The 23,727-nt window shown below is 59.0% G+C and carries 22 protein-coding genes; 7 read left to right on the top strand and 15 right to left on the bottom strand.

What is annotated here, in order from left to right; genetic code table 11:
• Positions 1-13: 13 nt before the first annotated feature.
• Both HMPREF1257_RS06420 and HMPREF1257_RS06415 read right to left on the bottom strand, forming a co-directional pair.
• Complete coding sequence (locus tag HMPREF1257_RS06420; protein WP_232208531.1) at positions 14-2,155, bottom strand: hypothetical protein; 2,142 nt, start codon at positions 2,153-2,155, stop codon at positions 14-16.
• Between the two features lie 89 nt (positions 2,156-2,244).
• On the bottom strand, positions 2,245-2,910 hold the full coding sequence (locus HMPREF1257_RS06415; RefSeq protein WP_023024579.1) for an NUDIX hydrolase: 666 nt from the start codon (positions 2,908-2,910) through the stop codon (positions 2,245-2,247).
• A gap of 28 nt (positions 2,911-2,938) precedes the next feature.
• On the opposite strand from HMPREF1257_RS06415, the gene HMPREF1257_RS06410 reads away from it, so the two are divergent.
• The 4 genes from HMPREF1257_RS06410 to HMPREF1257_RS06395 are packed head-to-tail and all read left to right on the top strand — an operon-like array spanning position 2,939 to position 6,075.
• Positions 2,939-4,375, top strand: coding sequence for a CCA tRNA nucleotidyltransferase (locus tag HMPREF1257_RS06410; RefSeq protein WP_023024578.1), 1,437 nt, complete (start codon positions 2,939-2,941; stop codon positions 4,373-4,375).
• A complete protein-coding gene (locus HMPREF1257_RS06405; RefSeq protein WP_023024576.1) occupies positions 4,375-4,971 on the top strand; it encodes a YqgE/AlgH family protein in 597 nt (198 codons plus the stop codon). The genes HMPREF1257_RS06410 and HMPREF1257_RS06405 overlap by 1 nt, the downstream gene beginning before the upstream one ends.
• A gap of 39 nt (positions 4,972-5,010) precedes the next feature.
• Positions 5,011-5,742, top strand: coding sequence for an AzlC family ABC transporter permease (locus HMPREF1257_RS06400; protein ID WP_023024574.1), 732 nt, complete (start codon positions 5,011-5,013; stop codon positions 5,740-5,742).
• On the top strand, positions 5,743-6,075 hold the full coding sequence (locus tag HMPREF1257_RS06395; protein WP_023024572.1) for a branched-chain amino acid transporter permease: 333 nt from the start codon (positions 5,743-5,745) through the stop codon (positions 6,073-6,075).
• An 11-nt stretch (positions 6,076-6,086) separates the two neighbouring features.
• Here the strand turns inward: HMPREF1257_RS06395 and HMPREF1257_RS06390 are convergent, their stop codons facing one another.
• The 5 genes from HMPREF1257_RS06390 to HMPREF1257_RS06370 form a co-directional block, all read right to left on the bottom strand.
• The gene (locus tag HMPREF1257_RS06390; protein WP_023024569.1) at positions 6,087-6,395 is read right to left on the bottom strand and encodes a hypothetical protein; all 309 of its coding nucleotides are present in this window, start codon (positions 6,393-6,395) and stop codon (positions 6,087-6,089) included.
• A 6-nt stretch (positions 6,396-6,401) separates the two neighbouring features.
• Positions 6,402-7,376, bottom strand: coding sequence for a bile acid:sodium symporter family protein (locus HMPREF1257_RS06385; protein WP_023024567.1), 975 nt, complete (start codon positions 7,374-7,376; stop codon positions 6,402-6,404).
• 130 nt (positions 7,377-7,506) lie between these two features.
• A complete protein-coding gene (locus HMPREF1257_RS06380) occupies positions 7,507-7,872 on the bottom strand; it encodes a Rieske 2Fe-2S domain-containing protein (protein ID WP_023024565.1) in 366 nt (121 codons plus the stop codon).
• Between the two features lie 119 nt (positions 7,873-7,991).
• Positions 7,992-8,207, bottom strand: coding sequence for a catechol 1,2-dioxygenase (locus tag HMPREF1257_RS06375; RefSeq protein ID WP_232208530.1), 216 nt, complete (start codon positions 8,205-8,207; stop codon positions 7,992-7,994).
• Positions 8,208-8,512: 305 nt separating this feature from the next.
• Positions 8,513-8,989, bottom strand: a complete 477-nt coding sequence (locus tag HMPREF1257_RS06370; RefSeq protein ID WP_034659431.1) for an SdpI family protein — start codon at positions 8,987-8,989, stop codon at positions 8,513-8,515.
• Between the two features lie 206 nt (positions 8,990-9,195).
• Here HMPREF1257_RS06370 and HMPREF1257_RS06365 point away from each other — a divergent pair, with 206 nt between their 5' ends.
• Entirely contained in the window at positions 9,196-10,407 is a 1,212-nt protein-coding gene (locus tag HMPREF1257_RS06365; protein ID WP_023024558.1) for a dicarboxylate/amino acid:cation symporter, read from the top strand.
• A 96-nt stretch (positions 10,408-10,503) separates the two neighbouring features.
• On the opposite strand, the gene trpA is transcribed toward HMPREF1257_RS06365, so the two are convergent.
• Genes trpA through HMPREF1257_RS06335 form a run of 6 tightly spaced genes read right to left on the bottom strand, consistent with a single transcriptional unit; the run spans position 10,504 to position 17,194 of the window.
• Positions 10,504-11,346 (bottom strand): tryptophan synthase subunit alpha, encoded by an 843-nt coding sequence (gene trpA / locus HMPREF1257_RS06360; RefSeq protein ID WP_023024556.1) that lies wholly within the window; start codon positions 11,344-11,346, stop codon positions 10,504-10,506.
• 2 nt (positions 11,347-11,348) lie between these two features.
• Positions 11,349-12,551, bottom strand: coding sequence for a tryptophan synthase subunit beta (gene trpB, locus HMPREF1257_RS06355; protein ID WP_023024554.1), 1,203 nt, complete (start codon positions 12,549-12,551; stop codon positions 11,349-11,351).
• 2 nt (positions 12,552-12,553) lie between these two features.
• Positions 12,554-13,981: a bifunctional indole-3-glycerol-phosphate synthase TrpC/phosphoribosylanthranilate isomerase TrpF gene (trpCF, locus tag HMPREF1257_RS06350; protein ID WP_023024552.1), complete on the bottom strand. Its 1,428-nt coding sequence runs from the start codon at positions 13,979-13,981 to the stop codon at positions 12,554-12,556.
• A 23-nt stretch (positions 13,982-14,004) separates the two neighbouring features.
• Positions 14,005-15,024 (bottom strand): anthranilate phosphoribosyltransferase, encoded by a 1,020-nt coding sequence (gene trpD / locus HMPREF1257_RS06345; protein WP_023024551.1) that lies wholly within the window; start codon positions 15,022-15,024, stop codon positions 14,005-14,007.
• Complete coding sequence (locus tag HMPREF1257_RS06340; protein WP_023024548.1) at positions 15,024-15,671, bottom strand: anthranilate synthase component II; 648 nt, start codon at positions 15,669-15,671, stop codon at positions 15,024-15,026. Before HMPREF1257_RS06340 ends, trpD begins: the two co-directional genes overlap by 1 nt.
• Positions 15,668-17,194 (bottom strand): anthranilate synthase component 1, encoded by a 1,527-nt coding sequence (locus HMPREF1257_RS06335; protein ID WP_023024546.1) that lies wholly within the window; start codon positions 17,192-17,194, stop codon positions 15,668-15,670. The genes HMPREF1257_RS06340 and HMPREF1257_RS06335 overlap by 4 nt, the downstream gene beginning before the upstream one ends.
• 310 nt (positions 17,195-17,504) lie before the next feature.
• Between HMPREF1257_RS06335 and HMPREF1257_RS06330 the strand changes: the two genes are divergently transcribed.
• Positions 17,505-18,980 carry an NAD-dependent succinate-semialdehyde dehydrogenase gene (locus HMPREF1257_RS06330; RefSeq protein ID WP_023024543.1) on the top strand — a complete coding sequence of 492 codons (1,476 nt, stop codon included), beginning with the start codon at positions 17,505-17,507 and terminating at the stop codon, positions 18,978-18,980.
• Positions 18,981-19,198: 218 nt separating this feature from the next.
• Positions 19,199-20,383, top strand: a complete 1,185-nt coding sequence (locus HMPREF1257_RS06325; protein WP_198010510.1) for an MFS transporter — start codon at positions 19,199-19,201, stop codon at positions 20,381-20,383.
• A gap of 26 nt (positions 20,384-20,409) precedes the next feature.
• On the opposite strand, the gene HMPREF1257_RS06320 is transcribed toward HMPREF1257_RS06325, so the two are convergent.
• Both HMPREF1257_RS06320 and HMPREF1257_RS06315 read right to left on the bottom strand, forming a co-directional pair.
• On the bottom strand, positions 20,410-21,042 hold the full coding sequence (locus tag HMPREF1257_RS06320; protein WP_023024540.1) for an MOSC domain-containing protein: 633 nt from the start codon (positions 21,040-21,042) through the stop codon (positions 20,410-20,412).
• 1 nt (position 21,043) lies between these two features.
• Complete coding sequence (locus tag HMPREF1257_RS06315; RefSeq protein ID WP_023024539.1) at positions 21,044-23,629, bottom strand: hypothetical protein; 2,586 nt, start codon at positions 23,627-23,629, stop codon at positions 21,044-21,046.
• Between the last annotated feature and the right edge of the window lie 98 nt (positions 23,630-23,727).

Here is a 23,727-nt window from a genome sequence, read left to right as displayed (position 1 = left end):
ACAACTTCAACTTTTACTTTTCAGCCTTGTGATTTTTGCGTCGGTGACGGCCAAGCCGAAAGAGCGTAGCCAAAACCAGCGCGAGAGCGCCGGCTATGCCGGCAGCGTATAAGGTTACGATACCGGCACGTGTCTGCACGGAGATAGTGATGGGCTGCGAAATGGTCTGATCTTTAGGTGTGGCCAGCCACAGCCCAATATCTGTGCGATCCGCGTCCTTCGGCATATCAGCGGTCATGGATACAGTAATAGAGCCCTTAGCGGGAATACGGACGCTTTTGGGCGTGTTGAGCCGCGCGCCATCGGGGGCATCGTATTGCAGCTTTGCCTCCACCGGCAATGGCAGGCCATTTTCGGCCACGATGAGCAGCGGCGATGACTCAGATACGCGGGTATAAACATTGCCCGGCGGGATGAGGGAAACGGAATCGCGCAAATCCCGCAGCGTATTAGAGTGCATCTCCATAGTGCGGGAAAAGGACTGGCGCGCTGCCGCGTGGGTGGCCAAGCTATCGCGATTATTAAGCGATAAGGAATTGAGGAGATCGCGGCGCAGCGGCAGCACGAATTCAGAGCGCGTCATGGTGATATCAGGGTCATCGACCACGATATTCATCAGCTCATCGGTATAGCGCGCCTGTTGCTCAACGCGGGCCAATTCGGGTTCCGAAAAGACCGCCGGATCGATAAAGGGGCTGCCGGTGGGAGCGTTCGGATCGCCCTGCTGCAATTCCACCGCGCTGATCCCGCGGGGACGGGAGTGGCCGGAGTCGAGCAAGTCTTCCGCGGCGGCGAGTGCATGTTCGGCCGCGCTTGGGTCTAAGTAGTTGGGAAGCTTGGCCACGGTATCTTCCCCGCCCGCGAGGCTGAGGGCCGCCTCGCCCGTGATGGCGCGAGACAGAGCAGAATCTTTGGCGTAGTCATAGCGCAGCTCCGGGTTGGAATAGCCCACCGTCTGCGGCTTGGAGCCGGTTTGGGATAGCAGGGCGCCAAGGGAGGAATCGAAAGTCGCGGCCTCGCCGGACCAGTTCGAGTTATCCGCAACCAGGGATGGAACCGGCAATTTTTGGTCAATATAGCCGGAACCTACCGCCAAGATATTGCTGGCCGGGGCCTTGCCCAGGACGCGTTCGATGGTTTGGTTGCCGCGCTGCAAACCCTCAAAGACAAGGGCGGGATTATTAGCCCTTGCTACCGCAGAGGCATTCGCATTGGCCCAGGGCATGGCGATGAAGCAATCCAACTCGCGCAGGCGCTCCAGCCACCGCTCGGCATCATTTTTCGCATCGCCTGGCTCCCCCTTGTCATCGTCACTGCCCCGCGACCAGGAATCGCGCAGGCGCTTGGGGCGATCGCCTTGGGCGGGGCGGGTGGAATTGACCGTATAGCCTTGCGACATGCGGTTGACGGTATCGAGCAGCGCGGGGTCGATGGCCACACAGCCGGCCCCCTGCAGGTCATGATCCTCGTAGGTAGAAACCAACTTATCGAGGCGGCCGCCTTCGTGCAGCTCGTGCCCTAACTCATCGGAGGACAAGATGAGCTCTTCTCCCCCGAGCCCGCCGGGGACGATGTTTAAGTTCGCGCTGATGGGATAGACCACCGTGAGATCGTGCGATTGGGGTTCTTCGGCTTCGTCGTGTTCTTCTTCTGGTGCCGCTTCTTCCGCTGCCGCGGTATGTCCGGCATCTGTCGGCCCGTCTCCAGAGAACTGGGCCACAAAGCGTTCCTCTGCCAAGCTGACCGCATCGCCCTCGAGAGTGCCGGTCAGGGTAAATAACAGCGGATAGGCGCCGGGTTCATTGATTGCCAAGGTACGCTCGGCATCTAAGCCACTGGGCACGGTGAAGCTTATCTCCCGGGTTTCCCCTGGCTGCAGCGGTGCTGTCGTCATACCCGAGCCATAATAAGGAAAATCGCCGGTGGCCATTTCCGTACGCGCTTCTGCCGCATCGGCCACGCTATCGCCGCGGCGGCTAGTTACCTGCAGATCTTCCAAGGGCTGATCGGTGGGGTTATGCACGCGGAAGCGAAGCTGCAGGTCAGTGCCTACGGTAAAGGGCTGGGCATCGATAAGATCCAGATCGGCGCGCTCCGGCCCGCGCGCGCCCAACCAGGCTTGGATATCCTTCTGCTCGTCCGGGACAGAGTCCATTTGGGCCGCCGCGCTTGGTAAGAACAATCCCCAACCGGCAAGTACCGCGCAACCGCCAGCCGCGGCGAGTGATCTGAGGCGCTTGTGCATTAGCGTGGGGTCGCTTTCCCTGCGTCGGCTTCCTTTCGTGCGAGATCCGGGAGGAGATCGTGCGCGATGCGCGCGAGCTTACGTTCGTCCGCGTACGCCAAGTGCTCGATGAGTTCAGAAACGGGAACCCAGGACACCTCGGTAACCTCTGGATCCTCATCGTTCATGATGCCGTCCACAAAGCGCAGCAGATGGTGGTGCACCGTCTTGTGAATGCGGACGCCATCAGAAACGAACCAATAATCGATCACGCCGAGGTCAGCGAAAACCTCGCCAGAAATACCGGTTTCTTCCCATACCTCGCGCTCTGCGGTGACCTCCTTGGCCTCGTCATTTTCCACGTGCCCCTTGGGCATGGACCACAATAAACGCCCGCGGCGGTCTAAGCGCCCAATCAGCGCTACGTAGACGCGGGACAGGTCCGCCTTACCGTTGCCGTCGACGCACTCGGCCAGCCCGGAGATTACGAGCCCGCCCGCAGATGTCTCATCGCGGGTCTCCATGACGGTGGAGGTGCCGTGATTATTGCCGCCGCGTTGCTGCCTGCGCTGCTGGGTGTTGCGGCGCGTGCGGTTATCCGGCCGCCGCCGGCGCCGGCGCCGGTTACGGCTACGGCCGCCTCCTTTGGAGGGGCCTTGCGCGGAGCCTTGTTCTTGGTTAGTCATCCCTGCCAATCGTAGTAGACTCTCACCCGTGAATTTTCAGGACACTCAGTTAATCGGCGTTCTTGCGCGCGCGGAGTCTACCGTGAACTCGCTCAGTGGCTTATTGAGCGGGCTGGTGGAGAAATTCAGCGCGCGCGGACATGCCCTCTACCTCGTGGGCGGCTCGGTGCGCGATGCCCTCCTCGGCCGCTTGGGCAATGATCTGGACTTCACCACCCCAGCGCGCCCAGAGGTGGTCAAGGAAATCCTGGATGAGTGGGCCGAAACGGTATGGGATACCGGCATTGCCTATGGCACCGTATCCGCCGTGTACAAGGGCCAACAGATAGAAATCACCACCTTCCGCTCTGATTCCTATGATGGGCAGTCCCGCAACCCCGAGGTCATCTACGGCGATAGCCTGGAAGGCGATTTGGTGCGGCGCGACTTCAAGGTCAATGCCATGGCTATTGAGCTGCTTGCCGATGCCACCTTTGAGTTCCACGATCCCCTCGGCGGCCTCCACGATGTGGCCAACAAGGTGCTCGACACCCCCGATAAACCGGAAATCTCCTTCCACGATGATCCACTGCGGATGCTGCGCGCCGCGCGCTTTGCGTCCCAATTAGAGTTTCACGTGGCAGACCGCGTGGTTGCTGCCATGCGCGATATGGCGGCAGAGATCCAGCGGATTACGGTAGAGCGCGTTCAAGTGGAGCTGGATAAGCTCATCTGCGGCAAGGCGCCGTGGGATGGCATCGACCTACTGGTCAATACCGGGATTGCGGACTATATCTTCCCGGAGATCCCTGCCCTGCGCATGACCACGGACGAGCACGCGCAGCATAAGGACGTCTACGCGCATTCGTTGAAGGTGCTGCGCCAGGCGATGGATCAAGAAGAGGACGGTCCCGACTTGGTATTGCGGTGGGCCGCATTGCTGCATGACATCGGCAAGCCCGATACCTTCGATAACACCGACGGTAAGGTTTCTTTCCACCACCACGAGGTGGTGGGCGCCAAGCTCACGCGGAAGCGGCTGCGGAAGCTGAAATACCCCAAGGCCACGACGGAAGATATTGGCCAGTTGGTGTACCTGCACATGCGTTTCCATGGCTTTGGGGAAAATCAATGGACCGATTCTGCCGTGCGGCGCTATGTGAACGACGCGGGTGACCTCCTTCCCCGCCTGCACAAGCTGGTGCGCGCCGATTGCACTACCCGCAATGCCAAGAAGGCGCGCCGCTTGCAGCGCACCTATGACCAATTGGAGGAGCGAATCGCGGAGATTGGCCGCAAGGAAGACCTCGCGCGGGTGCGCCCGGACCTCGATGGTAACGAGATCATGGAAATCCTGGGCCTCTCCCCTGGGCCCGAAGTGGGTCAGGCTTGGTCCTACTTGAAGGAAATGCGCTTGGAGTACGGCCCCCTCGAGCGGGAAGAGGCTATTGCGAAGTTGCGTCAGTGGTGGGAGTCTAAACAGTGATGTTTGCCGATAGATTATTTAATGCCCTCGAGCGCAACGAACCCGCCCCTGGGCAATTACTCGTGTCCGCACCGGGGATGCTGTCCCCAGAATTCGCCCGTTCTGTCATCCTGCTGGTTGAGCACAATGACATGATGACCTTTGGCGTGGACCTCACTAAGCGCTCAGAAGTGGCCATTTTTAACGTGCTTCCAGAATGGATGCCCGTCGTTGCTAAACCGCAGGCGCTGTATATCGGCGGTCCGCTCAACCAGCAATCCGTCGTGGGCTTGGCGCAGACCAAGCAAGGTGTGGATCCAGATAAAGAAGAACAACTCAGCCGCCTCGCACCGCGCCTAGCGCACGTGGATCTGCGCTCCAACCCGGAAGATATCGAGCCGCTGGTCACCGGGACGCGCATGTTTGCCGGTTACGCCGAGTGGGGTCCCGGGCAACTGGAGGAAGAAATCGAAGCCGGCGAATGGTTCGTAGCACCCGCCCTAGCGCAGGACGTGGTGGCCCCAGGCCCGGCCGATCTATGGGCCGATGTCATGAAACGCCAGCCTATGCCCTTGCCGTTGTATTCCACCTATCCCGTGAATGTGGATGATAATTAATTCCTAGGCGGCGGAAAGTGATCGGTTACACTAACCCGTATGCGCGAGGAAATCCACAAGGGCATTAAAGACACGTGGGCGGCGGCTCTCGGGCTAATTCCATTGGGCTTGGCTTTTGGCCTCCTGATGGTCCAATCCGGCTTTAGCTGGTGGTGGACGCCCATATTTTCCATCGTCATCTACGCCGGTTCTATGGAGTTTCTCGCCATTTCCATGGTTACCGGCGGAGTTTCCGCGCTTTCCTCGCTGCTTACCGGTTTTATGGTGAATTTCCGCCATATCTTTTATGGGCTAACGTTTCCCCGCAAGCGGATTAAGTCCCCCGTGGGCAAGGCCTATTCCACCTATGCCCTCACGGATGAAACGTATGCCATCGTCTCGGCACTGCCGCGCGAGGAGCGGCTGAGCGGCACCCGCATCCTGAGCATCCAAATCTTTTGCCAAATGCTGTGGGTGGGCGGCGGACTCGTTGGTGCACTCGCCGGCCAGGTAATCCCCTCCTCCGTCGAGGGAATGGAATTCGCGCTTGTTGCCCTCTTCGTCGTCTTGGCGATGGACTCCTTCCGCAATAATCAGGATCTGTTCCTCCCGCTATCCGCTGCAGCCTTGGGTATTCTCGCCGCTTTCATTACCCCGGGGCAGCTGCTGATGCTCTCCCTGAGCGCCTATTTCCTGTTGCTCATCATTCGCTATCTATCGCCTCGCGTAGATAACGCGCTCACCTGGCGGCTGCAGCCGCTTGCCTCCACGACCGTGAAGGAGGATGACTAAATGCCGGCGGGAGTCAGCTTAGGCGCGATTGCCGCGGTCCTTATCCCCGTTGGCATCGTGACCGTTTTATTGCGGGAGCTTCCCTTCTCCGCAAAGAAGTGGATGAAAGATAGCGAGTTCTTTTCGCTGCTGGGCTTGATGATGCCCGTGGGCGTAATGACGATCCTGGTGGTCTATGCCGTTGCCGGACAGGCGGATGGCACCGGCGGCCTATGGCCAGTCTTGCTGGGTGTGTTGGTCACCGCTGGGCTGCACAGGTGGAAGCGGGATTCCGGATTATCCATCTTCTGCGGGACCGCGTTCTATATGATCCTAGTGAACTTGGTGCTCTAGCCCGCGCTTAGCTAAAGCCCAAACTTGGTGGTAGCCTCCGTCCACAGCGCCTCAAACTGTTCTTGGTTCATATAGCGGGCGCTAATATCCGGGAACTCATCGTAGGTATCGGGGTGCGGAACTACTTCTTGCGGCTTGTCCACGTTTCCCGTGGAACTATTTGGGGTCGCTACACCGACGATGGAGTCCGCGGGATCCAAAGCGATCATGCGATGCATGCGGCAGCGCTGGGCATCGTGTTCTTCTAATTCTGCGAGGTGGACCGCTGAGCCCACTCCCGGGACGGATAGTTCGGTGCGCACATAAAGGTAATTAGCCATGGGAACCTAGTGTAGTTGCTCCTCCTTCTCCTGCGAGTACTGGGATGCCAACAGTGAGCAGATCATCAGCTGCACCTGGTGGTAAATCATCAGCGGGAGTATCAATAGACCTAGCGATGTCGGACCTGAGGCAAACATGACTGAGGCCATGGGGAGGCCAGTGGCCAAGGATTTCTTAGAGCCACAGAATTGGATCGCAATAGTATCGGCGCGAGAAAATCCAAGTTTTCCGGAGACAAATCGCGTCAGCCACAACATGAAGATAACGAATCCCGCGGCGAAAGCGACGAGGAAGACAATCTCCCAGACAGAAATGGCGGACCAGATTCCATCCACCACGCCCTTGGAGAAGGCCGAATAGACCACCATAGCAATGGACCCGCGGTCCACCACCTTTGTAGCCTTGCTCTGGGCGAAGTTCGCTATCCAGCGTCTAGTTAGTTGGCCCAACACAAAGGGCGCGAGAAGCAAAAGGGAGATTTCCCCAAAGACGGAGGTATCGATATGCAGTCCGGAACCGCTACCCATGAGCAGCATAACTAGGACTGGCGTGATGAAGACGCCGGCCAAGTTGGAGGTCGAGGCGGAGACAATGGCCCCAGATACGTTCCCCTTCGCAATGGAGGTAAACGCCACTGAGGACTGCACGGTGGACGGGACCAGCGTGAGGAATAGTATTCCCATGTAGATATCGTCCGAAATGAACCCAGTGAGGGGCCGTAGGGTCAAGCCAATGAGGGGATAAATAACGAAGGTGAACGCGAGAATGGTGAGGTGGAGCCGCCAGTGCTTGAGCCCATTTAAGGCTTCTTGGGTGGATAACCGCGCGCCGTAAAGGAAGAATAACAGCGCGATCGCTACATTCGTCAGACTGCCAAAGACGTCAGCGAAGGTGCCGCGGGCCGGTGCAATGATCGCGATTGCCACGGCCGTAAGGATGAGGACGATGAGCGGATCCGGCTTTTTAAGTCTGTGCAGCATGACCCAAAGTGTAAACCGTCGCGCTTGGTTCCACGAAAGGTAGTGCGGATAATTTTCTTCCGTGTGCTCCTCTTAAGCCGCGTGGTTTCACGTGAAACCATGAGCGTAGAGGGTGCGGCGTCCGCGGGAGTTACGCGGTAGTGACCTTTGCGCCCTCTTGGCTTATCTCAAATTCTTTGAGCGGGTCCCGACCCGGGCCTTCGATGACCGAACCATCTTGCAGGTTATAGGACGTATGATGCGCCGTGCAGGTGGCAGTCATACCGTCGATCTCCGTGATGGGGTTTTGTTGGTGCGGACAGGTTTGGGAGTAGGCCTTAAACTCTCCCTCTTGCGGCTGTGTGAAGATTACTCCGTCGACGATGATGCCGGAGCCTACGGGAATGACCGTTGCCGCGATTTCCGCGGATGGTTCTGAGCCGCAGGCCGCGAGGTACGCACCTGCGAAAGTCGTAGCGGATCCGAGCAGGAACATGCGGCGTGAACAGATAGTCATAGCCCCTACTCTATCCTGAATGGTTTAAGGCCGGAACATGATTTCGGCAACGGTTAGTGAAGTGTTTGCAGGCATCAGAAGTAAAACGGTTCGGTACAGGTTTCACGTGAAACACGCCATTAGGAAAGGCTGCCGTTCCAGGTGTCGACGGAACCAGACTCGGTGGGCGTGAGTTCATATGTGCCGGAATCTAGACCCAAGTCATTAACGATGGGGTGTGGCCCCTCCCCTCCTGCGGCTTGTGATTCTGGATCAATCCGGTGTGAATCGGCGACATAAGAGCCGATGCTGAAAGTGGAAACGGCGATTGCGGCGAGGGCTGTGGTTTTCTTCATGCCTACCATTGTCTACCCTTGCCTGCGCCAGGTGTAGTGGCTGAGCCGAGCTGTGCGGAACCTCTATGCGAGTTCCAGGAATTTCCACAGGAAGCGCAGTAAGTGGAATAATTCCAATATAGGCGGGGCCCAATATGGAATGCACCATGGTGAATGGCTAGTTTAATTTAGTTGTGACGAAAAGGGTGCAGATCCGTGTTCCAGAACAATAACGTCACAGTGTCATAAAAAATCTCCCTCGCTTGTCTCTGTATGCGGCGATTGCCGAACAGGGACGGGAGGGAGAAAAAGCGAAAGCTAATTATTTAGTTATCAGAGTGGCGGGCGGCCTGGCGGAGTGCGCCCAGATCAACCTCGGGCTGGGCGGCGGAGTCAGTGGAGGCCTCTTCCCCACCGCAGCCGCCGGAGCCACAGTTGCAGCTATCGCCACAACCCTCGTCATCGGCATGCGCTTGCTCATAAAGAAATGCCGCGCGGGATCCAAGGTTCGAACCGACGGAAAGCGCGAGGACCGCGATGACGAAAGTGGTGACCGGAATGAGCCACATCCAACCCTCCGCGCGGAAGGCTACGACGCCACCGAAAAGTAGCGATACTCCACCTAGGGCCCAGAAGGGACCGGCGACGGCGTGGGCATTATCCCATGCTTCTCGTGACTTTCGGATTTCTTGTAAACGCAAGCCGGTGTATTTATTGCCGGGCAACCGCTTGGTGGCGGCGAGCGCGCCCACCGCGATAAGGAAAACGGCAAGGACTAAAAATATGATTCCCACTGCGACCATATCCTTAGTGTAATCCTGTAACGCCATATTGGAAATTAACCTACGGGGCTTGTGTCTTAAATATAAGGCGGCTCGGGTAATATTCAATTTGGATCGATCGATAGATATTCGCTCGGTTTTGCACCTGCACCACGTTGTCTCTCCTTCCGCTGGAACGCACCCACGTGCGTTCTCGGACTGGGAACACCTAACCTGATTGTGATTGCATGAATCTCAAGAAAATAGCGGACTCTCTCCTTTTCCGAATCGTTCTCGCCATCGTGCTTGGCATTGTCGTTAGCCTTTTTGCGCCCGAATGGTTCGGTCGAGCCTTTGCCACGTTTAACGGTCTATTCGGTAACTTCCTCAATTTCTTCATTCCTGTCTTGATTTTCGCGCTCGTTGCACCGGCGATTGCTGGCCTTGGCAAGGGCGCAGGAAAGTGGTTGGGAGTGACAGCAGGCATCGCCTATGGCTCCACCATTCTGGCAGGCTTGATTGCTTATGGCCTGGCAAAGTGGCTCTATCCCTCGATGTTGGCGGGCCAAACACTAGTGACCAATGTGTCGGATGTCGACGAAGGTTCCCTCGAGCCTTATTTCGAGGTGGAGATGGCACCACCGTTTGAGGTGATGACGGCGTTATTGCTGTCCTTCTGTATTGGTGTCGCGATGACGACGGTCAAGTCCGATACTCTCTACACCGTCACCAAGGAACTGGAAAATGTAGTGGTTAAGGTGATTTGGGGATTCGTTATTCCCATTTTGCCGTTCTACATCTTCGGCATGTTCCTTGGGCTGGGTATGAACGGCAATATCGGCGAGGTGCTCTCCGCCTTTGCAAAGGTATTGATCCTAGCTGTTGTCATGACGCTGGTTTATCTCGTGCTCCAGTACGTGGTGGCCGGGGCAATCGCAGGGAAGAATCCTTTTAAGGCGCTGCGGAATATGCTTCCGGCATACTTCACGGCATTGGGTACGTCGTCGTCTGCGGCAACGATTCCGGTGTCCTTGGAGTCCAGCTTGCGCAACGGTATTTCTAAGCCGGTCGCGAGCTTCGTAATCCCGCTGTGCGCGACTATTCACCTGTCCGGCTCCATGATGAAGCTGACGCTCTACGCCTTCGCCATCGTCTTTATGGCGAATATGGATATCAGCACCGGCACCGGTCTGGGCTTTATCTTCCTGCTTGGCATTATGATGATCGCTGCACCAGGCGTGCCGGGCGGCGCCGTTATGGTGGCCGTTGGTCTATTGGCGGACATGATGGGCTTTGATGACGGAATGGTGGCGCTGATGATCGCCGCTTATATCGCGATCGACTCCGTCGGTACCGCAGCAAACGTTACTGGCGATGGCGCCATTGCGATGGTCGTCGATAAGTTCGCCCGCGACAAGGTCGATACCCTCAATGAAGAAGAGGCAGAGACTGCGGCCTAATTTCACGTGAAACAATTGAGCCCCCTGGCTTCCCCACTCAATGAATGTGGGAGGAAGCCAGGGGGCTTTTTGTGGCGCTACCGCTCGGAGGACGCTTTATTTCTTGGTTGCTTCCTTCATCGCGGAGATGAAGTCGGTCAGCTCCGCATGTAAGGCATCCGCATCATTGATCTTTCCCGGGGCGCCGGTTTCACGTGAAACATGGCGGTCGATGATCTTAGTGATTGCGGATCCGGTAATGGCGCCAGCGGCGTTTGCGGCGATGGCATCGGCGACGTGCTGTGGCGAAGAGATACCGAAACCAAGTAACACCGGAGGCCCATTGAAGCGCTGAATGCTGGAGACCACCTCGTCGAGGCCGGTGGTTTCTGATTCCTTTTCGGTGCCCGTTACACCATCGCGGGAGATCGCGTAAATATATCCCTGCGAATGCTCGGCGACGCCGGCAAGCGTGTGCTCTGCGGCCCGCGAGGGGGCGATGAAGATGGGGTCGATTCCAGCTTCCTTTGCCGCGGCAATGAAAGGGGCGCCTTCGCGCACGGGGACATCGGGAAGCAAAATGCTATCGGCGCCCGCTTGCGCGAACTCCGCATAAAATTGCTCCACCCCGCGGGCGAAGGCAACGTTGCCATAGATCAACATGCCGATGGGCAAATCGGGGAATTCGGTCCGAATCGTCTGCACCTGATCCAAGGCGCTATCAAGGGTCGCTCCCCCATCGAGGGCGCGGATATGCGAAGCCTGGATGGTGGGACCATCCGCGACTGGATCCGAGAAGGGGACGCCGAGCTCCAGGGCGTCCGCCCCGGCGGCGACTGCGTTGCGGATGATATCCAGGCTAGCTTCAGGAGTTGGATCGCCCAGCATGATGAAAGGGACAAACGCACCCTCATTCTTCTCACGCAACGCGGCAAAAAGTTCATCGTAACGGCTGCCCATGATTAGTTCTCCTTGAGTTGCAGTTCGGGGTGGGATTCCAAGGTGTGGCGGACATAATCGATGTCCTTATCGCCGCGGCCGGAAAGTGATACGAGGATGGTGATGTCTTCTTCCTTGCGCTTCAGTGCATAGGCCAGGGCGTGGGAGGATTCGAGGGCGGGGATAATGCCTTCCTTCTTGGACAAGAGTTGGAACGCCTCTAGAGCTTCTGCATCCGTGATCCCCACATATTTTGCGCGACCGGTGGCGTGCAGGTGCGCGTGCTGCGGCCCCACGCCGGGGTAATCCAGGCCGGCGGAAATGGAATAGGATTCTTCCACCTGACCGTCAGAATTGCGCATGAGGTAACTGCGCGCTCCGTGGAGGATGCCCACGGTGCCGTTGTTAATGGTGGCGCCGTGTTCCCCGGAATCGAGGCCCGCGCCGCCTGGCTCAGCACCTACCAATTCCACTCCTTCTTCATCGATGAAGTCCGCGAACATGCCGATGGCGTTGGAACCGCCGCCCACACAGGCGACGACGAGATCGGGCAGGCCTCCCGTCTTCTCGAGGAGCTGGGCCTTGGCCTCAGTAGAAATGACGCGGTGGAATTCGCGCACAATGGTGGGAAATGGGTGTGGGCCAGCCGCGGTGCCGAGTAGGTAGTGCGATTCATGGAATGTAGCGGTCCAATCGCGCAGTGCCTCGTTGACGGCATCCTTCAACGTCCCGGAGCCGGTATCAACGGGGATGACCTTTGCACCCATAAGTTCCATGCGGAAGACGTTGGGCTGCTGGCGCTGGACATCCTTGGCGCCCATGTAGACCACACACTCGAGATCGAGCAGCGCACATGCCAAAGCGGTCGCCGTGCCGTGCTGGCCCGCGCCGGTCTCGGCGATGATTCTCTTCTTGCCCATGCGCTTAGCCAATAGGGCTTGGCCAAGCACCTGGTTCGTCTTATGGGCCCCGCCGTGGACGAGGTCCTCGCGCTTCAAGAAGATCCGCGCCTTGCCGCCTAGCTTCTTAACCTCGGTGATGGGAGTCGGGCGGCCTAGGTAATCGCGCAGCAATCCGGCGAGTCCTTCGCGGAAGCTGGGATCATTCTGGGCATCGACAAAAGCCTGTTCCAATTGATCCAATGCGGGGATGAGGGATTCCGGCACGTATTGTCCGCCGAATTCCCCGAAGTATGCGGGAAGGATTGTTTCACGTGAATCGGGCATGGTTAATCTTTCTTGTCAGGTTGGTTGAATAATCGGAGGGTGCGGAAGGCTTGAGAAATCAGGGCGGCGTCTTTGTGCCCAGGGCGCGTTTCTAATCCCGAATTCAGGTCGAGTCCCGCAGCTCCCACCTTGAGTGCCCCTTCCAGGTTCGCGAGGTTGAGGCCACCGGCCAACAGGCTGTGGGCTTTGATGTCGTCCGGGATTGCCGTCCAATCAAAGCTTCGCCCGGTGCCACCCCTCCCCGAGTCGAGCACGAGGCGGTCGACCTGTGCGGCGAGCTTCGGCGCTATGTCTACCCACTGAGGGTTGGTTATGTCGATAGCCCGCCAAACAAGCTCCGCGTCGGTATCCGCGAGGGCCGCGTGTGCGCGTTCGATCAGTTCGAGCTCTCCATCCACGCTGCCCTGGAATGGGGCGTGCAACTGGATTCCGGACAGGCCACGCGTTGCCGCTATCTCCCGCAACTCAGAAGGGTCGTCGCTGCGGCTCACTGCTACGAAATCCAAACCGGGTTCGGCGGCGATGATTTTCTCGGCGGTTTCACGTGAAACATTGCGCGGGGAATCCGGAGCGAAGATGAGCCCTCCGTAGCGGGCACTGGCGGCGCGGGCGGCTTGGGCGGTGGAGGCGGCGGTGATTCCGCAGACCTTATTCGCGCCGAAGAGCAGATCCCGGGCGGCGCGGTCGATGTCCTCGTGGGAGGTGAGTTGGGAGCCGACGAGGAAGGCGTTCGCGTGGGCGCCCAAGCGCCGGATGGTGTGGTTATCGCGGATGCCGGATTCGGAGACGACGACCTTATCGTCAGGCACGTACCCGGCGAGCTGCTCGGTGCGGGAGAGATCGATGCTCAAGTCATGGAGGTTGCGGTTATTAATACCGATGATCTCCACCCCAAAGGACAGCGCGCGATCCACCTCCTCCCTGGTGATGGCTTCAGTGAGGACGTCGAGGCCTAACTTATCCGCCAGGGACTTCAGCTGTGCAAAGGTCTCATCATCCACGATGGACATCATGAGCAAAATCGCATCCGCGCCATAGTAGCGTGCGGCATAGACCTGAATCGGATCGACGATGAAATCCTTGCACAACACCGGCAGGTGCGTGGACTGGGCCACGGTCTGGAGGTGATCGTAATCCCCGCCGAACCGCTCGGGCTCGCACAGCACGGAAATGGCATCCGCATAGCGGGAATAGATACGCGCGATATCGCCGGGGCGGTAATCCTCGCGAATCATTCCGAGGGATGGCGACGCAGACTTGCACTCCATGATGAAGCGGTTAGTGCCATTGAGCGCGGCAAAAAGCGAGCGGCGGGACGGCTCAAGCCTGTCTACGTCTACGTGCGCGATGCGTTCGCGAATGCCGGCAAGGTGTGTGCGGCGCTGAGCCACAATCCCCTCGAGCACCGTCGGCAGTTTTTGTTCTGTCATTTCTTATCCCTAGTGTGGTTTCTTTAGTATTCGGCTTCCTCGTGGGTGCGCAGCCAGCGGTCCACGTCCCCGCCATCGATGAGCCCCTTGGCATGCGCGACGCCCTCCGCAATCGTCGCCGCGGTGCCATCCAGATAAAACATCGCTCCAGCCGATGCCGCGACCGCATCATAGTGCGCCGGCTTACCCGAGCCATTAAAGATGGCGCGCACGTGCTCGGCATTATCTTGTCCGTCGCCGCCGGCGAGCTCACTGAGCTCATGCTTGGCGATGCCCAACCCCTCCGGCGTGAGCTCATAGTGCGAAATCTCGCCGTCCTTCAGCTCCCAGACCTGTGTGGTGCCGTGGGTGGCGATCTCATCGGTACCGGCGCCGTGGACGACGAGCGCTCGCGTGCGCCCAAGTTCTCGGAAAACTTCAGCGATCATGGGGCCTTGTGCTGGGTTGGCAATGCCCATGATCTGTAGCTCGGGCCGTCCCGGGGAGAGCAAGGGTCCCAAGGTATTGAAAATGGTGGAGACCCCGAGCGCCTTGCGCACCGGTTGCACGTGGGCCACGGCCGGGTTGTAGGCCGGAGCAAAGAGGAAGGTGAAGTTGGAGGCTTCGAACTGCCGGACGGCGCGGTCCACGTCGAGGTCCAGCGGAATATTCAGTGCCTCAAGCACATCGGCGGAACCGGACTTGGAGGAGACGGATCGGTTGCCGTGCTTGACCATCCTCACTCCCCCAGCGGCGGCGACTAAGGAGGCGGCCGTCGTGATATTGATGGTATTCGCGCCGTCGCCGCCCGTTCCCGCGGAGTCCATGAGGCCTTCACCGGTAATGGGAAATGGGTGGCCCACATTCAGGAATGCCTTGGCGGCACCCGTAATATCCGCGAGGGTCTCGCCGCGGGTGCGGATATGTGTAAGCAACGCGGAGATCTGAATATCGTCATAATCACCGACGGCAACCGGAGTGAAGACCTCCGTTGCTTCCTCCACGGTTGGCGCGGGATTATCTAAGAAAGCTTGCAGCGTTTTTAGCGGGCTTTGGTTCGTCATTAGTGCTTTAGCTCCATAGTGGGAGTAGTGGATAGTTGATAGATGAAACGGTCTAGAATGTCTGGGCCACGGGGCGAGAGGATCGACTCGGGGTGGAATTGCACCCCCAGCGCCATGCCATCGTCCGTTTCGGCTGCCATGGCGATGGTGCCGATATCCGCCTCCGTCTCCGCGAGTACGCGCATGCCGGTAGGAACGTGCGTGCACCCCAAGGAGTGATACCGGGCCACTGGAACCTGGGTGCCGGGGACGCCGGGTTGGGCGGGATCGGCATCGGTGGCTAGCCCGGCGAAGACTGGGTGGGCAGTGCCGGCATCGGTAAGCGTCATAGGCATGGACTTGCCGTGTACGGGTCCGCAGGGCCCTACCCCGCCACCGTGGTATTCCAGTAGCGCCTGGAAACCCAGGCAGACACCGAGGATGGGGATGGTGCCCAAGGTGGCATCGATAAGCTCCATCATGCATCCAGCATCGCGTGGGTGGCCGGGGCCTGGGGAAAGGACAATAATATCGGGCTCGGATGCGAGCACCTCCGCGACGGACACGCTGTTGCGGTAGACGGTGGTGCGGTAGCCGGCGAGGGCGTCGACAAGGTTATAGACAAAGGAATCGTGGTTATCGAGCAGAACCACGTGCGGCGAATTCATCGCTGTACCTCCAGGGTGGCGTTGTGCGCGAGGGCAATGGCGTGGAGAACGGCATAGGCCTTGTGCAGGGTTTCATCGGCTTCGGATTGCGGGACGGAATCGTGCACCACCCCGGCACCGGCTTGAACAGCAGCCGTACCGCGGTGCACGAAGGCGGAGCGAATGACAATGCAGGTATCCATGGCACTGTCGCCGCGCAGGTATCCCACTGCGCCGCCGTAGGAGCCACGGCGCTTGTGTTCGGCTTGGCGGATGAGCTCGCTGGCGCGCAGCTTGGGCGCGCCGGTCAACGTTCCCATGTTCATGCAGGCGCGGTAAGCATCGAGGGCATCGAAGTCTTTGTGCAAGATGGCGGTCACGCGGGAGACCAGGTGCATGACCCGCGAGTAGCGATCTACTTGGAGCAGGTCTGCCACCCGCCGCGTGCCGGGCGCTGCTACGCGGGCGAGATCATTGCGCGCGAGATCTACCAGCATGGTGTGCTCGGCTAGTTCCTTGGTATCCGTGCGCATTTCTAGCTCGTTGCGGATATCTAATTCATCGTTGATGGTGCCGTCCGGGTTGAGCCCGCGGGGCCTGGTTCCGGCAATGGGATAGAGCTCCACCTGCCGCGTCTCTGGGTCAAACTTTAAATTGGATTCCGGTGATGCACCGAAGAGCTCGTAATCCGCCCCCCGGAGATAGAACATATACGGCGAGGGATTGGTCTCCCGGAGCTGGCGGTAGGCCGCGAAGGCATCGGGGCAGTCCACCGTGAACGTGCGGGCGGGGACGACCTGGTAAATATCGCCGGAATCAATATTGCCCTTGAGCCGCGTTACCTGATTGCAAAACGCGGCATCATCAATATCCGCGGTTGCAGTCAAGGTTCCCGCGGGCTGGCTAGGCGCTGGGTCCCCTATCGCGTCGATGGGTGTGGCAGCTAGTGCATCGAGCGTGTCTTCCAAGCGGGCTCGGTCGATATCCCAGCCCTCTACCCGCGCGGTCTGCGTAAGGTGATCCACCGCGAGAACAGTTTGAGCGACAAGGAATTCATAATCGGGAAACTTATTGGGCCCCTCGCCTACCTCAGGCAGGTTTTCAAAAGTGGCCAAATAGTCATAGGCAAACCCACCGGCGACGAAGGGCAATAGGGGCGAGGAATAGGAATCATCGCGCTGCAGCGCGCGGAGGATATCCGCCGTCGATTCATCTAGGAGCCGTTGCCGTTCATCGGACTCGTTGGAGGGTGAGAACTCAAAAACAATTTCCGTGGTTTCACGTGAAACAATCCGGTTAGCGAAGCGGGCTTGCAGCATGGTGATGAGCTGCTCCCCCGCTGGGCTGAGCGCGAGGACGCGAACCCGCTGGCCGGTGCAGGTCACCTTTGCCGCGGCATCAAGCACGGCCAGGCACGTGAGGTTTTTCTTGGTTTCAATATCAGCGCTTTCCAATAATAAGGAATCGCTCGATCGCGCCAATCTATGAAATAGCGCTGAGGCATCCCGGCAATAAGCAATATCGCGGGTGGCGGTGTATGTCATTGCAGTGCCCTTTCAGGAGTAACTGAGGAACAGAGTGCGAGGGACCCGAGGTATCCGCGAGCAAAGGCACTGAAAACGCCGAAAGGCCCGCAGAATGCGAGCCTAAAAATGGGTTGCGAAGAAAGGCCCGCGAGTTACGCGCGCCACCACCAACGAGTAGTCATTTTCTTCATGGGCACTAGCCTAGCTTAAATTTCTATAGCGTGGAAGAAACAAGTCAAAAATATTCAATCGGTATCTAATGAGTGGTCTTCGCGCTCATTCAGGGTAATGTGGTGCAGGTCTATATCTTCAAGAAAGGTGACGATAAGTGAGTATTAATATCGAAGAGGTAATTGCAAAGGTTCCCACCCAATTGCTTATTGGTGGTGAGTGGCGCGATTCCACCTCCGGTGAGACTTTTGACGTAGAAAACCCAGCGACGGGCGAGACGCTGGCGACGCTATCTTCCGCAAACTCGGATGATGCGATTGCTGCCCTCGACGCCGCCTGTGCCGTGCAGGATGAATGGGCGCGCACCACGCCGCGCGAGCGCGCGGAGATTCTGCGCCGAGCATTCGATCTAGTACAGGAGCGGGCGGATGAATTCGCAGCCCTGATGACGCTAGAGATGGGTAAGCCCTTCGCGGAAGCTAAGGGTGAGGTCACTTATGGCGGCGAGTTCCTGCGTTGGTTTAGTGAAGAAACGGTGCGCGATTACGGTCGCGCCGCAACCGTTCCGGAAGGCACGCTGCGGATGATCACTCGCCGCAAGCCGGTGGGTCCCTGCCTTTTGATCACCCCGTGGAACTTCCCGTTGGCCATGGCTACCCGCAAGGTGGCTCCCGCGGTGGCAGCGGGTTGCACGATGGTGCTCAAGCCGGCCAAGCTGACTCCCCTGACCGCGCAGTACTTTGCGCAGACCATGATCGATGCTGGGCTTCCAAAGGGTGTGCTCAACGTCGTAGCCGGTAAGTCTGCATCTGCAATTTCGGAGCCATTGCTTGCCGATGACCGCTTGCGCAAGCTTTCCTTTACCGGTTCTACCCCAGTGGGCCGAACCCTTTTGAAGGGCGCGGCCGATAACGTACTGCGTACCTCCATGGAACTGGGAGGCAATGCCCCATTCATTGTCTTTGAGGACGCAGATATTGACCAAGCGGTCCAGGGTGCGATGGGCGCCAAGATGCGCAATATTGGCGAAGCCTGCACCGCAGCAAACCGCTTCTTGGTCCACGAATCTGTAGCCGAGGAGTTCTCCGAGAAGCTCGTTGCGGAATTCGAGAAGCTCAATTTGGGCAATGGTATGGACGAAGGTGTTACCTGCGGACCGCTCGTCGAGTCCAAGGCTTTGGAGAGCATTGCGGCACTTGTGGACGATGCCGCAGAAAAGGGCGCTACCATCGCCACCGGCGGTAAGCGCGGGGATGGCGCTGGCTACTTTTACGAGCCTACGGTGATTACCAATGTTTCACGTGAAACGCGCGTCGCCCAGGAAGAGATCTTCGGTCCAGTCGCCCCGATTATCACCTTCAGCACCGAGGAAGAGGCGCTCGAGATCGCAAACGATACCGAATACGGTTTGGCATCTTATGTCTTTACTGAGAATTCCGACCGCCTGTGGCGCATCGCCGATGGCCTAGAGTTCGGCCTGATGGGCTTCAACGCCGGCGTTATCTCTAACGCCGCTGCCCCATTCGGTGGCGTCAAGCAATCCGGAATGGGCCGCGAGGGTGGCGCGGAAGGTATCGAGGAATACACCTCCGTGCAGTACCTGGGCATCCGCGACCCTTATGCCAACGCTTAGGCCTTAAGCCGGCAACGCAATCACTGTTTAGAGCGCGCTTATAACCGTGTTTGATTAAACATTTAAGTGCCAGCGGCGTATACTCACTCCCCGCATAATTGTGATTGCTTTCCTTCTCCCCGCACGCGGCCCTTTTGGGCCGTGCGCGGTTGGGAAGATTTTTTATTTTTTAATTGGAGTGAGTCTTGTCAACAACGAATTCAGCGGCTCAGCCGCCATTGATTACACCCACGTTTCTGTTGGCGTGGGTGGCTAATTTTGGTCAGTTTCTAGTCTTCTACTTAACGGTGACGACCATGGCCCTGTATGCCGTCGAGAGCTTTGGGGCCTCCGATACCGTCAGTGGTTTTGCCTCCAGCGCCTTTGTTTTGGGTGCGACATTCATGCGCATCTTCTCCGGCTGGTTGGTGGACCGCGTGGGGCAAAAGCGCGCCGCCCTGACCTCGCTGGCCTTCGTCAGCATCGTGACGGTGGGCTATTTCGTGGCCCATAACGTGGCTGTCCTCATCCTCGTGCGGCTGTTTCACGGCGCGGGCTATGCGTTGACCTCTACGGCGCTCATGGCCGTCGCGCAATCCGTCATCCCCCAACAGCGCCGCGCGGAGGGCACCGGCTACTTTGCCCTCGGCACCACACTTGCCACCGCCTTCGGCCCCGCAGTGGGCTTGTTCTTGGCCAATAACATTGGCTACAACACCCTCTTCGCGGTCGCCCTGGGTTCCAATATCGTCTCCCTCGTGCTGGCGCTCGTGCTGCGCTACCCGGCGGAGCTCGATGAGGAAAAGCCCGCTTTCAAGCTGAGCAATGCCGTGCACCCCAACGTGGTGCCCATTGGCCTTTTCATGCTCTTGGTGGGCATCGCCTACTCCGGCGTGGTCACCTATCTCAACGCCTATGCGCGCGAAGAGGACCTGGCCACAGGCGCCGGCCTCTTTTTCATCGGCTACGCCGTAGTCATGCTCATCATGCGCTTTTTCTTGGGCCGCATCCAGGACCACAAGGGCGATAACTCGGTCATGTACCTGGGCCTAGTTTCCTTCGTCATCGCCCTTATCATCATGGGCTTTCCCAGCAATGACGTCATGCTCGTGGTGGCGGGTGCGTTTACGGGCATGGGATACGGCACGCTAAGCCCCGCCTGCCAGGCCATCTCGGTGCGCTCTGTATCGGCCGCTCAGATAGGCGCGGGCATCTCCACGATGTTCCTCTTGATGGACTTCGGCATCGGCCTCGCCCCCTTCGGGCTTGGCCCCATCGTGAGCGCCACGGGCTTCGATACGATGTACCTCATCCTCGCCGGCCTCATCGTCGTCGCGGCGGTGTACTACTACATGGTGCACGGCCGCTACCCCAAGGCGAAGGCGCCCGTTATCAGCGCCACAGAGGGCACGCAGCCGGCCTAAAGCGGCACAGATTTTTGGCTCCGGGTTTATACCCGGAGCTTTTTTGCGTGCTGGGGCGGCAAGCACTTGGCATCGACCACGCGCCGGGCCATCGCCCGGTCCCCCATCTTGGCCGCAAACGCCATGCGCATGGTGATATCGTGCGCGGGGGCGGGGCCGCAGATTATGGCATCCCCGGCAGAAATGCGCCCGAGCGAGATGACGCGGAAGTACACGCCGCAATCACCGCGCGCAGTCCACCGCTTGAGCCAGCCCTTTTCCTGCACCCAGCCGGAAAAGGTTGCGCATGGCTGGCGGGGAATGGAGACCTCGAGCGTAGCCGTGCCGATGTGGAGGCGTTGATTGATAAGCAGCGCGGAGAGATCAATGCCGCGCGTGGTGAGGTTTTCCCCAAAGGCCCCTGAACCCAGCGTGCGGCCCAGCGAATCCTCCCAATAATCCAGCTCCTCGCGGGCATAGGCATAGACCGCCTTGTCACTTCCACCGTGGTGCTCGCTATCGCCGATAGAATCGCCGCGCACGCCGGAACCATCGCCGTAATTGGGTCCGGGAGCGGAAATATCGATGAAGTCTTGCGGGCGCTTGTCGATGCCCGAAAACTCATGCCTCCCGCTCGGATCCGGCCTGCGCACGGCGACGTTGGTGGAAATAACCTGCATATCAGTCACTGTAGTCGCGGGTAAGGGCCTCTGCAGTGAGAATATCCCGGTAAAACAGCTCCGGAGCCAGCGAGACCGCCTCCGCGAGCTGCGGGAGGGCGTTATCTAGCGCGGAGGCCACGGCCGCATCCGTCAGCTTCCCATTGGCCACCCCACGTGCGGCAATGGCAAAGACATAGGAAATAAACGGCATCCAGGCGGAGCCGCCAAGATCCGTGTTTCCATCCCCAAAGGCGTCCAGGGCGAGCAGTGTGTGCAATACCGACTTATCTACGCCCAATTGTTGCAGCGTCACGCGCAATTGCAGCGCGGTAGTGCGCAGGTTGGACATGGTCCCCAGGCGGGTCAGTGCCAAGTCGTTATCGAAGCACTCGCGCAGCGCGGCGATGCGGTGGGCGTCATCGCATAACTGCGCGCTGTCCGTTGCAGGCGTTGGGGCCTCGCCGGTGGCGCTCATGAGCAGCATGGGGCGGGTGACATCGTCTACTCCCGTGGTGGCCGTGCGCCACAGCGAGGGGGAGCCGGAGTGTTCGACGTGGGCCTGGTTGGCATCGGCAAGCGCGGCGAGCACCGAAGAAGGTTCCGCGGCCTCTTCCCCATCGCTGCTAAAGGAACGGGTAATTAGGCCCGTGCGCACCAACGCGCGCATGCGCTGGCCGCGCTCGAAGTCCACCTGCATGAGCGCATCGAGGCTGGCGCGCGGATCGGCCTCGATGTTCCTGATAACGCCCTCAAAGGTCTCCTTGGCCTTGGGGGCAAGGCGGCGCAGGGCGGCATAGGTCTCCCACATACCGGCGGTATTCTCGCTCTCGCCGTCGTGGAAGATGATGAGCGAGCTTGCCGGTGGGTACTGCGGTGCGGCGAGATCGCTGGCCGGTTCATCCTCGCGGAAGTCCACGATGAGATCGCCAGCCTCGTGCAGTTCTTCTGGTAGCTCGAAGCCCTCCTCCACCGGCTCCAAGGGCAGCGGCTCGCTGGCGGGGTTGCCGAGCGGCCACGCCCACGCCAAAAGCTCCACTTCCTCTTCGTGGGTTTGCTCGGGTATCAAGATGCCATCTTCGATGGTGGCGCGGGCCACCAGTGGCGCCTTGCGCACCGTGGCGATGGCGGCATAAATCAGATCGCTTGCCGCGGTTGCCTCGTATTCCATCACGCGGCGGTCCATGCTGCGCTTAAGGTGCGCCGCGCGCTCCTTATCCGGCAGGCCCTCCAGGTACTCCTCATAGGACAGCGTGGACCACAGGAGGTAGAGCTCCAGCGAGGACTTCTTTGTCAGCGCTGCCTTGAGGGCGCGATTCGGCACGGAGAGGGCCGTCGTCGCCTCCGTCGAGCCATTGGCGGTGACGAGATCCCGGATCTTCTGGTTCTTATCAATGACCACGAATTTTGCCAGCGGCAGCGGCTCCGGCGAGTGCACCGTAAACAGCGCATCCGCATCCAGCTGATCCGCCAGGATGACCTGCTTATCCATATAATCCACGGGCTCTGCCGCAGTGCGCTTTACACGCGTGCGGATGGTCGCTGGAATGACCTCAAAGGTCAGCTCGTAGCCGGCCTCGCTGCTGATGGTCTCCTCGCGCACCGATTCGTCTTCCCCAAATACGCGCTGGCCCTTTTCCATGTGAATGGGCTTATCGGGGGACGAGGCAAGCGCATAGCTAAACGGTGAGAGGTTCCCCAGCGCATCAATGAAGCGGAAGTTGGTGCCGCGCGGTCCCTCGTTCTTGGAGCGCATGTGGAGCGTCTCGGCAAAGTTGAGGTAGAGGACATCGACAAGCTCCTCGCCCTTGTACAGGCTAAAGCGGTACCGGCCCACCCAAGGGTCTTCGAATACGTCACCGGGTAGAACCTCATGGATTCCCTCCGGCAGCTCATCTTCTAAGATTTCCTCCTCTTCCCCACCGATGGGGACATAGGTCAGCTGCAGGTGCAGTGGGGTATTGACCAAGAGGCGCGGGGATTTCGTGTACACCAGCTCGCCGTCCAGCCCGCGCGCGTTGGGCAGGGACTTGACCGCCATATCCCAGGAAAAATCCGCGCCTTCCGCAACGGTGATGGTGGCCTTGTCCTGGCGCGGCACAGCAATAGAGAAGGAATCTTCTGCCGCTACCTCAAAGATGGACCAGCCTTCCCACGCGCTATGCGGGCGCGGCTGGTTATCCGGGGCGGGGGTTAGCTGCGTGCCGGTCGGTGCGATGAAGGTATACGCGCCCTGCGGGATGGGCTGCATGCTATCGACGGGCCGGTGCGCGGAATCAAGTAGCAGGCCGCCATTGGCAATACCCGCAAACTCCAGCGTCTGCTCCGCAAACGTAACGGCAAGGTGGGTAAAGGGCTGTGGCATGGACACCCACAGGCCAGGTTCTTCACCGGCGACGTAATAAAACTTGCGGGTGACCTCCGTGCCGTCCAGCAACTGTGTGGTCACGGTCCATTGGGGGTCTTCTGGTTCATAAGCCGCGCTCACGGCTGGCAGGTAAAGCTCTAAAGTATCGGTATCCGGCGAGAGGCGAAGATGCGGAACCCCCTGAAATACCGCCGCGTCTAGAAAAGATGATAGCTGGCTACGAAACTTCTCCTGGCTCATTTACACCAGCCTAGATCATTTTTGAAAAGATGTGGATTCTGCAGGCAGAAGGCAATAAGAAGGCTTTCACCACCGTGGAAGTGAAAGCCTTTGCGCGA

Source organism: Corynebacterium sp. KPL1814, assembly GCF_000478175.1.
GTDB lineage: Bacteria > Actinomycetota > Actinomycetes > Mycobacteriales > Mycobacteriaceae > Corynebacterium.
The sequence above is the reverse complement of the archived record's forward strand: the minus strand, read 5'-3'. Positions and strand labels throughout refer to the sequence as shown.

What these genes read in the sequence shown, in the direction of transcription:
- trpA (WP_023024556.1), bottom strand. Translation starts at nt 11,346, where the DNA reads ATGGGCAGCCGTTACGATGAACTTTTTGCCGCGTTGCGTGAGAAGAAT.
- HMPREF1257_RS06405 (WP_023024576.1), top strand. Translation starts at nt 4,375, where the DNA reads ATGTTTGCCGATAGATTATTTAATGCCCTCGAGCGCAACGAACCCGCC.
- HMPREF1257_RS06420 (WP_232208531.1), bottom strand. Translation starts at nt 2,155, where the DNA reads ATGGACTCTGTCCCGGACGAGCAGAAGGATATCCAAGCCTGGTTGGGC.
- HMPREF1257_RS06415 (WP_023024579.1), bottom strand. Translation starts at nt 2,910, where the DNA reads ATGACTAACCAAGAACAAGGCTCCGCGCAAGGCCCCTCCAAAGGAGGC.
- HMPREF1257_RS06320 (WP_023024540.1), bottom strand. Translation starts at nt 21,042, where the DNA reads ATGCAGGTTATTTCCACCAACGTCGCCGTGCGCAGGCCGGATCCGAGC.
- HMPREF1257_RS06315 (WP_023024539.1), bottom strand. Translation starts at nt 23,629, where the DNA reads ATGAGCCAGGAGAAGTTTCGTAGCCAGCTATCATCTTTTCTAGACGCG.
- HMPREF1257_RS06335 (WP_023024546.1), bottom strand. Translation starts at nt 17,194, where the DNA reads ATGACATACACCGCCACCCGCGATATTGCTTATTGCCGGGATGCCTCA.
- HMPREF1257_RS06375 (WP_232208530.1), bottom strand. Translation starts at nt 8,207, where the DNA reads ATGAAGAAAACCACAGCCCTCGCCGCAATCGCCGTTTCCACTTTCAGC.
- HMPREF1257_RS06365 (WP_023024558.1), top strand. Translation starts at nt 9,196, where the DNA reads ATGAATCTCAAGAAAATAGCGGACTCTCTCCTTTTCCGAATCGTTCTC.
- HMPREF1257_RS06400 (WP_023024574.1), top strand. Translation starts at nt 5,011, where the DNA reads ATGCGCGAGGAAATCCACAAGGGCATTAAAGACACGTGGGCGGCGGCT.
- HMPREF1257_RS06385 (WP_023024567.1), bottom strand. Translation starts at nt 7,376, where the DNA reads ATGCTGCACAGACTTAAAAAGCCGGATCCGCTCATCGTCCTCATCCTT.
- trpB (WP_023024554.1), bottom strand. Translation starts at nt 12,551, where the DNA reads ATGCCCGATTCACGTGAAACAATCCTTCCCGCATACTTCGGGGAATTC.
- HMPREF1257_RS06340 (WP_023024548.1), bottom strand. Translation starts at nt 15,671, where the DNA reads ATGAATTCGCCGCACGTGGTTCTGCTCGATAACCACGATTCCTTTGTC.
- HMPREF1257_RS06390 (WP_023024569.1), bottom strand. Translation starts at nt 6,395, where the DNA reads ATGGCTAATTACCTTTATGTGCGCACCGAACTATCCGTCCCGGGAGTG.
- trpCF (WP_023024552.1), bottom strand. Translation starts at nt 13,981, where the DNA reads ATGACAGAACAAAAACTGCCGACGGTGCTCGAGGGGATTGTGGCTCAG.
- HMPREF1257_RS06395 (WP_023024572.1), top strand. Translation starts at nt 5,743, where the DNA reads ATGCCGGCGGGAGTCAGCTTAGGCGCGATTGCCGCGGTCCTTATCCCC.
- HMPREF1257_RS06370 (WP_034659431.1), bottom strand. Translation starts at nt 8,989, where the DNA reads ATGGTCGCAGTGGGAATCATATTTTTAGTCCTTGCCGTTTTCCTTATC.
- trpD (WP_023024551.1), bottom strand. Translation starts at nt 15,024, where the DNA reads ATGACGAACCAAAGCCCGCTAAAAACGCTGCAAGCTTTCTTAGATAAT.
- HMPREF1257_RS06380 (WP_023024565.1), bottom strand. Translation starts at nt 7,872, where the DNA reads ATGACTATCTGTTCACGCCGCATGTTCCTGCTCGGATCCGCTACGACT.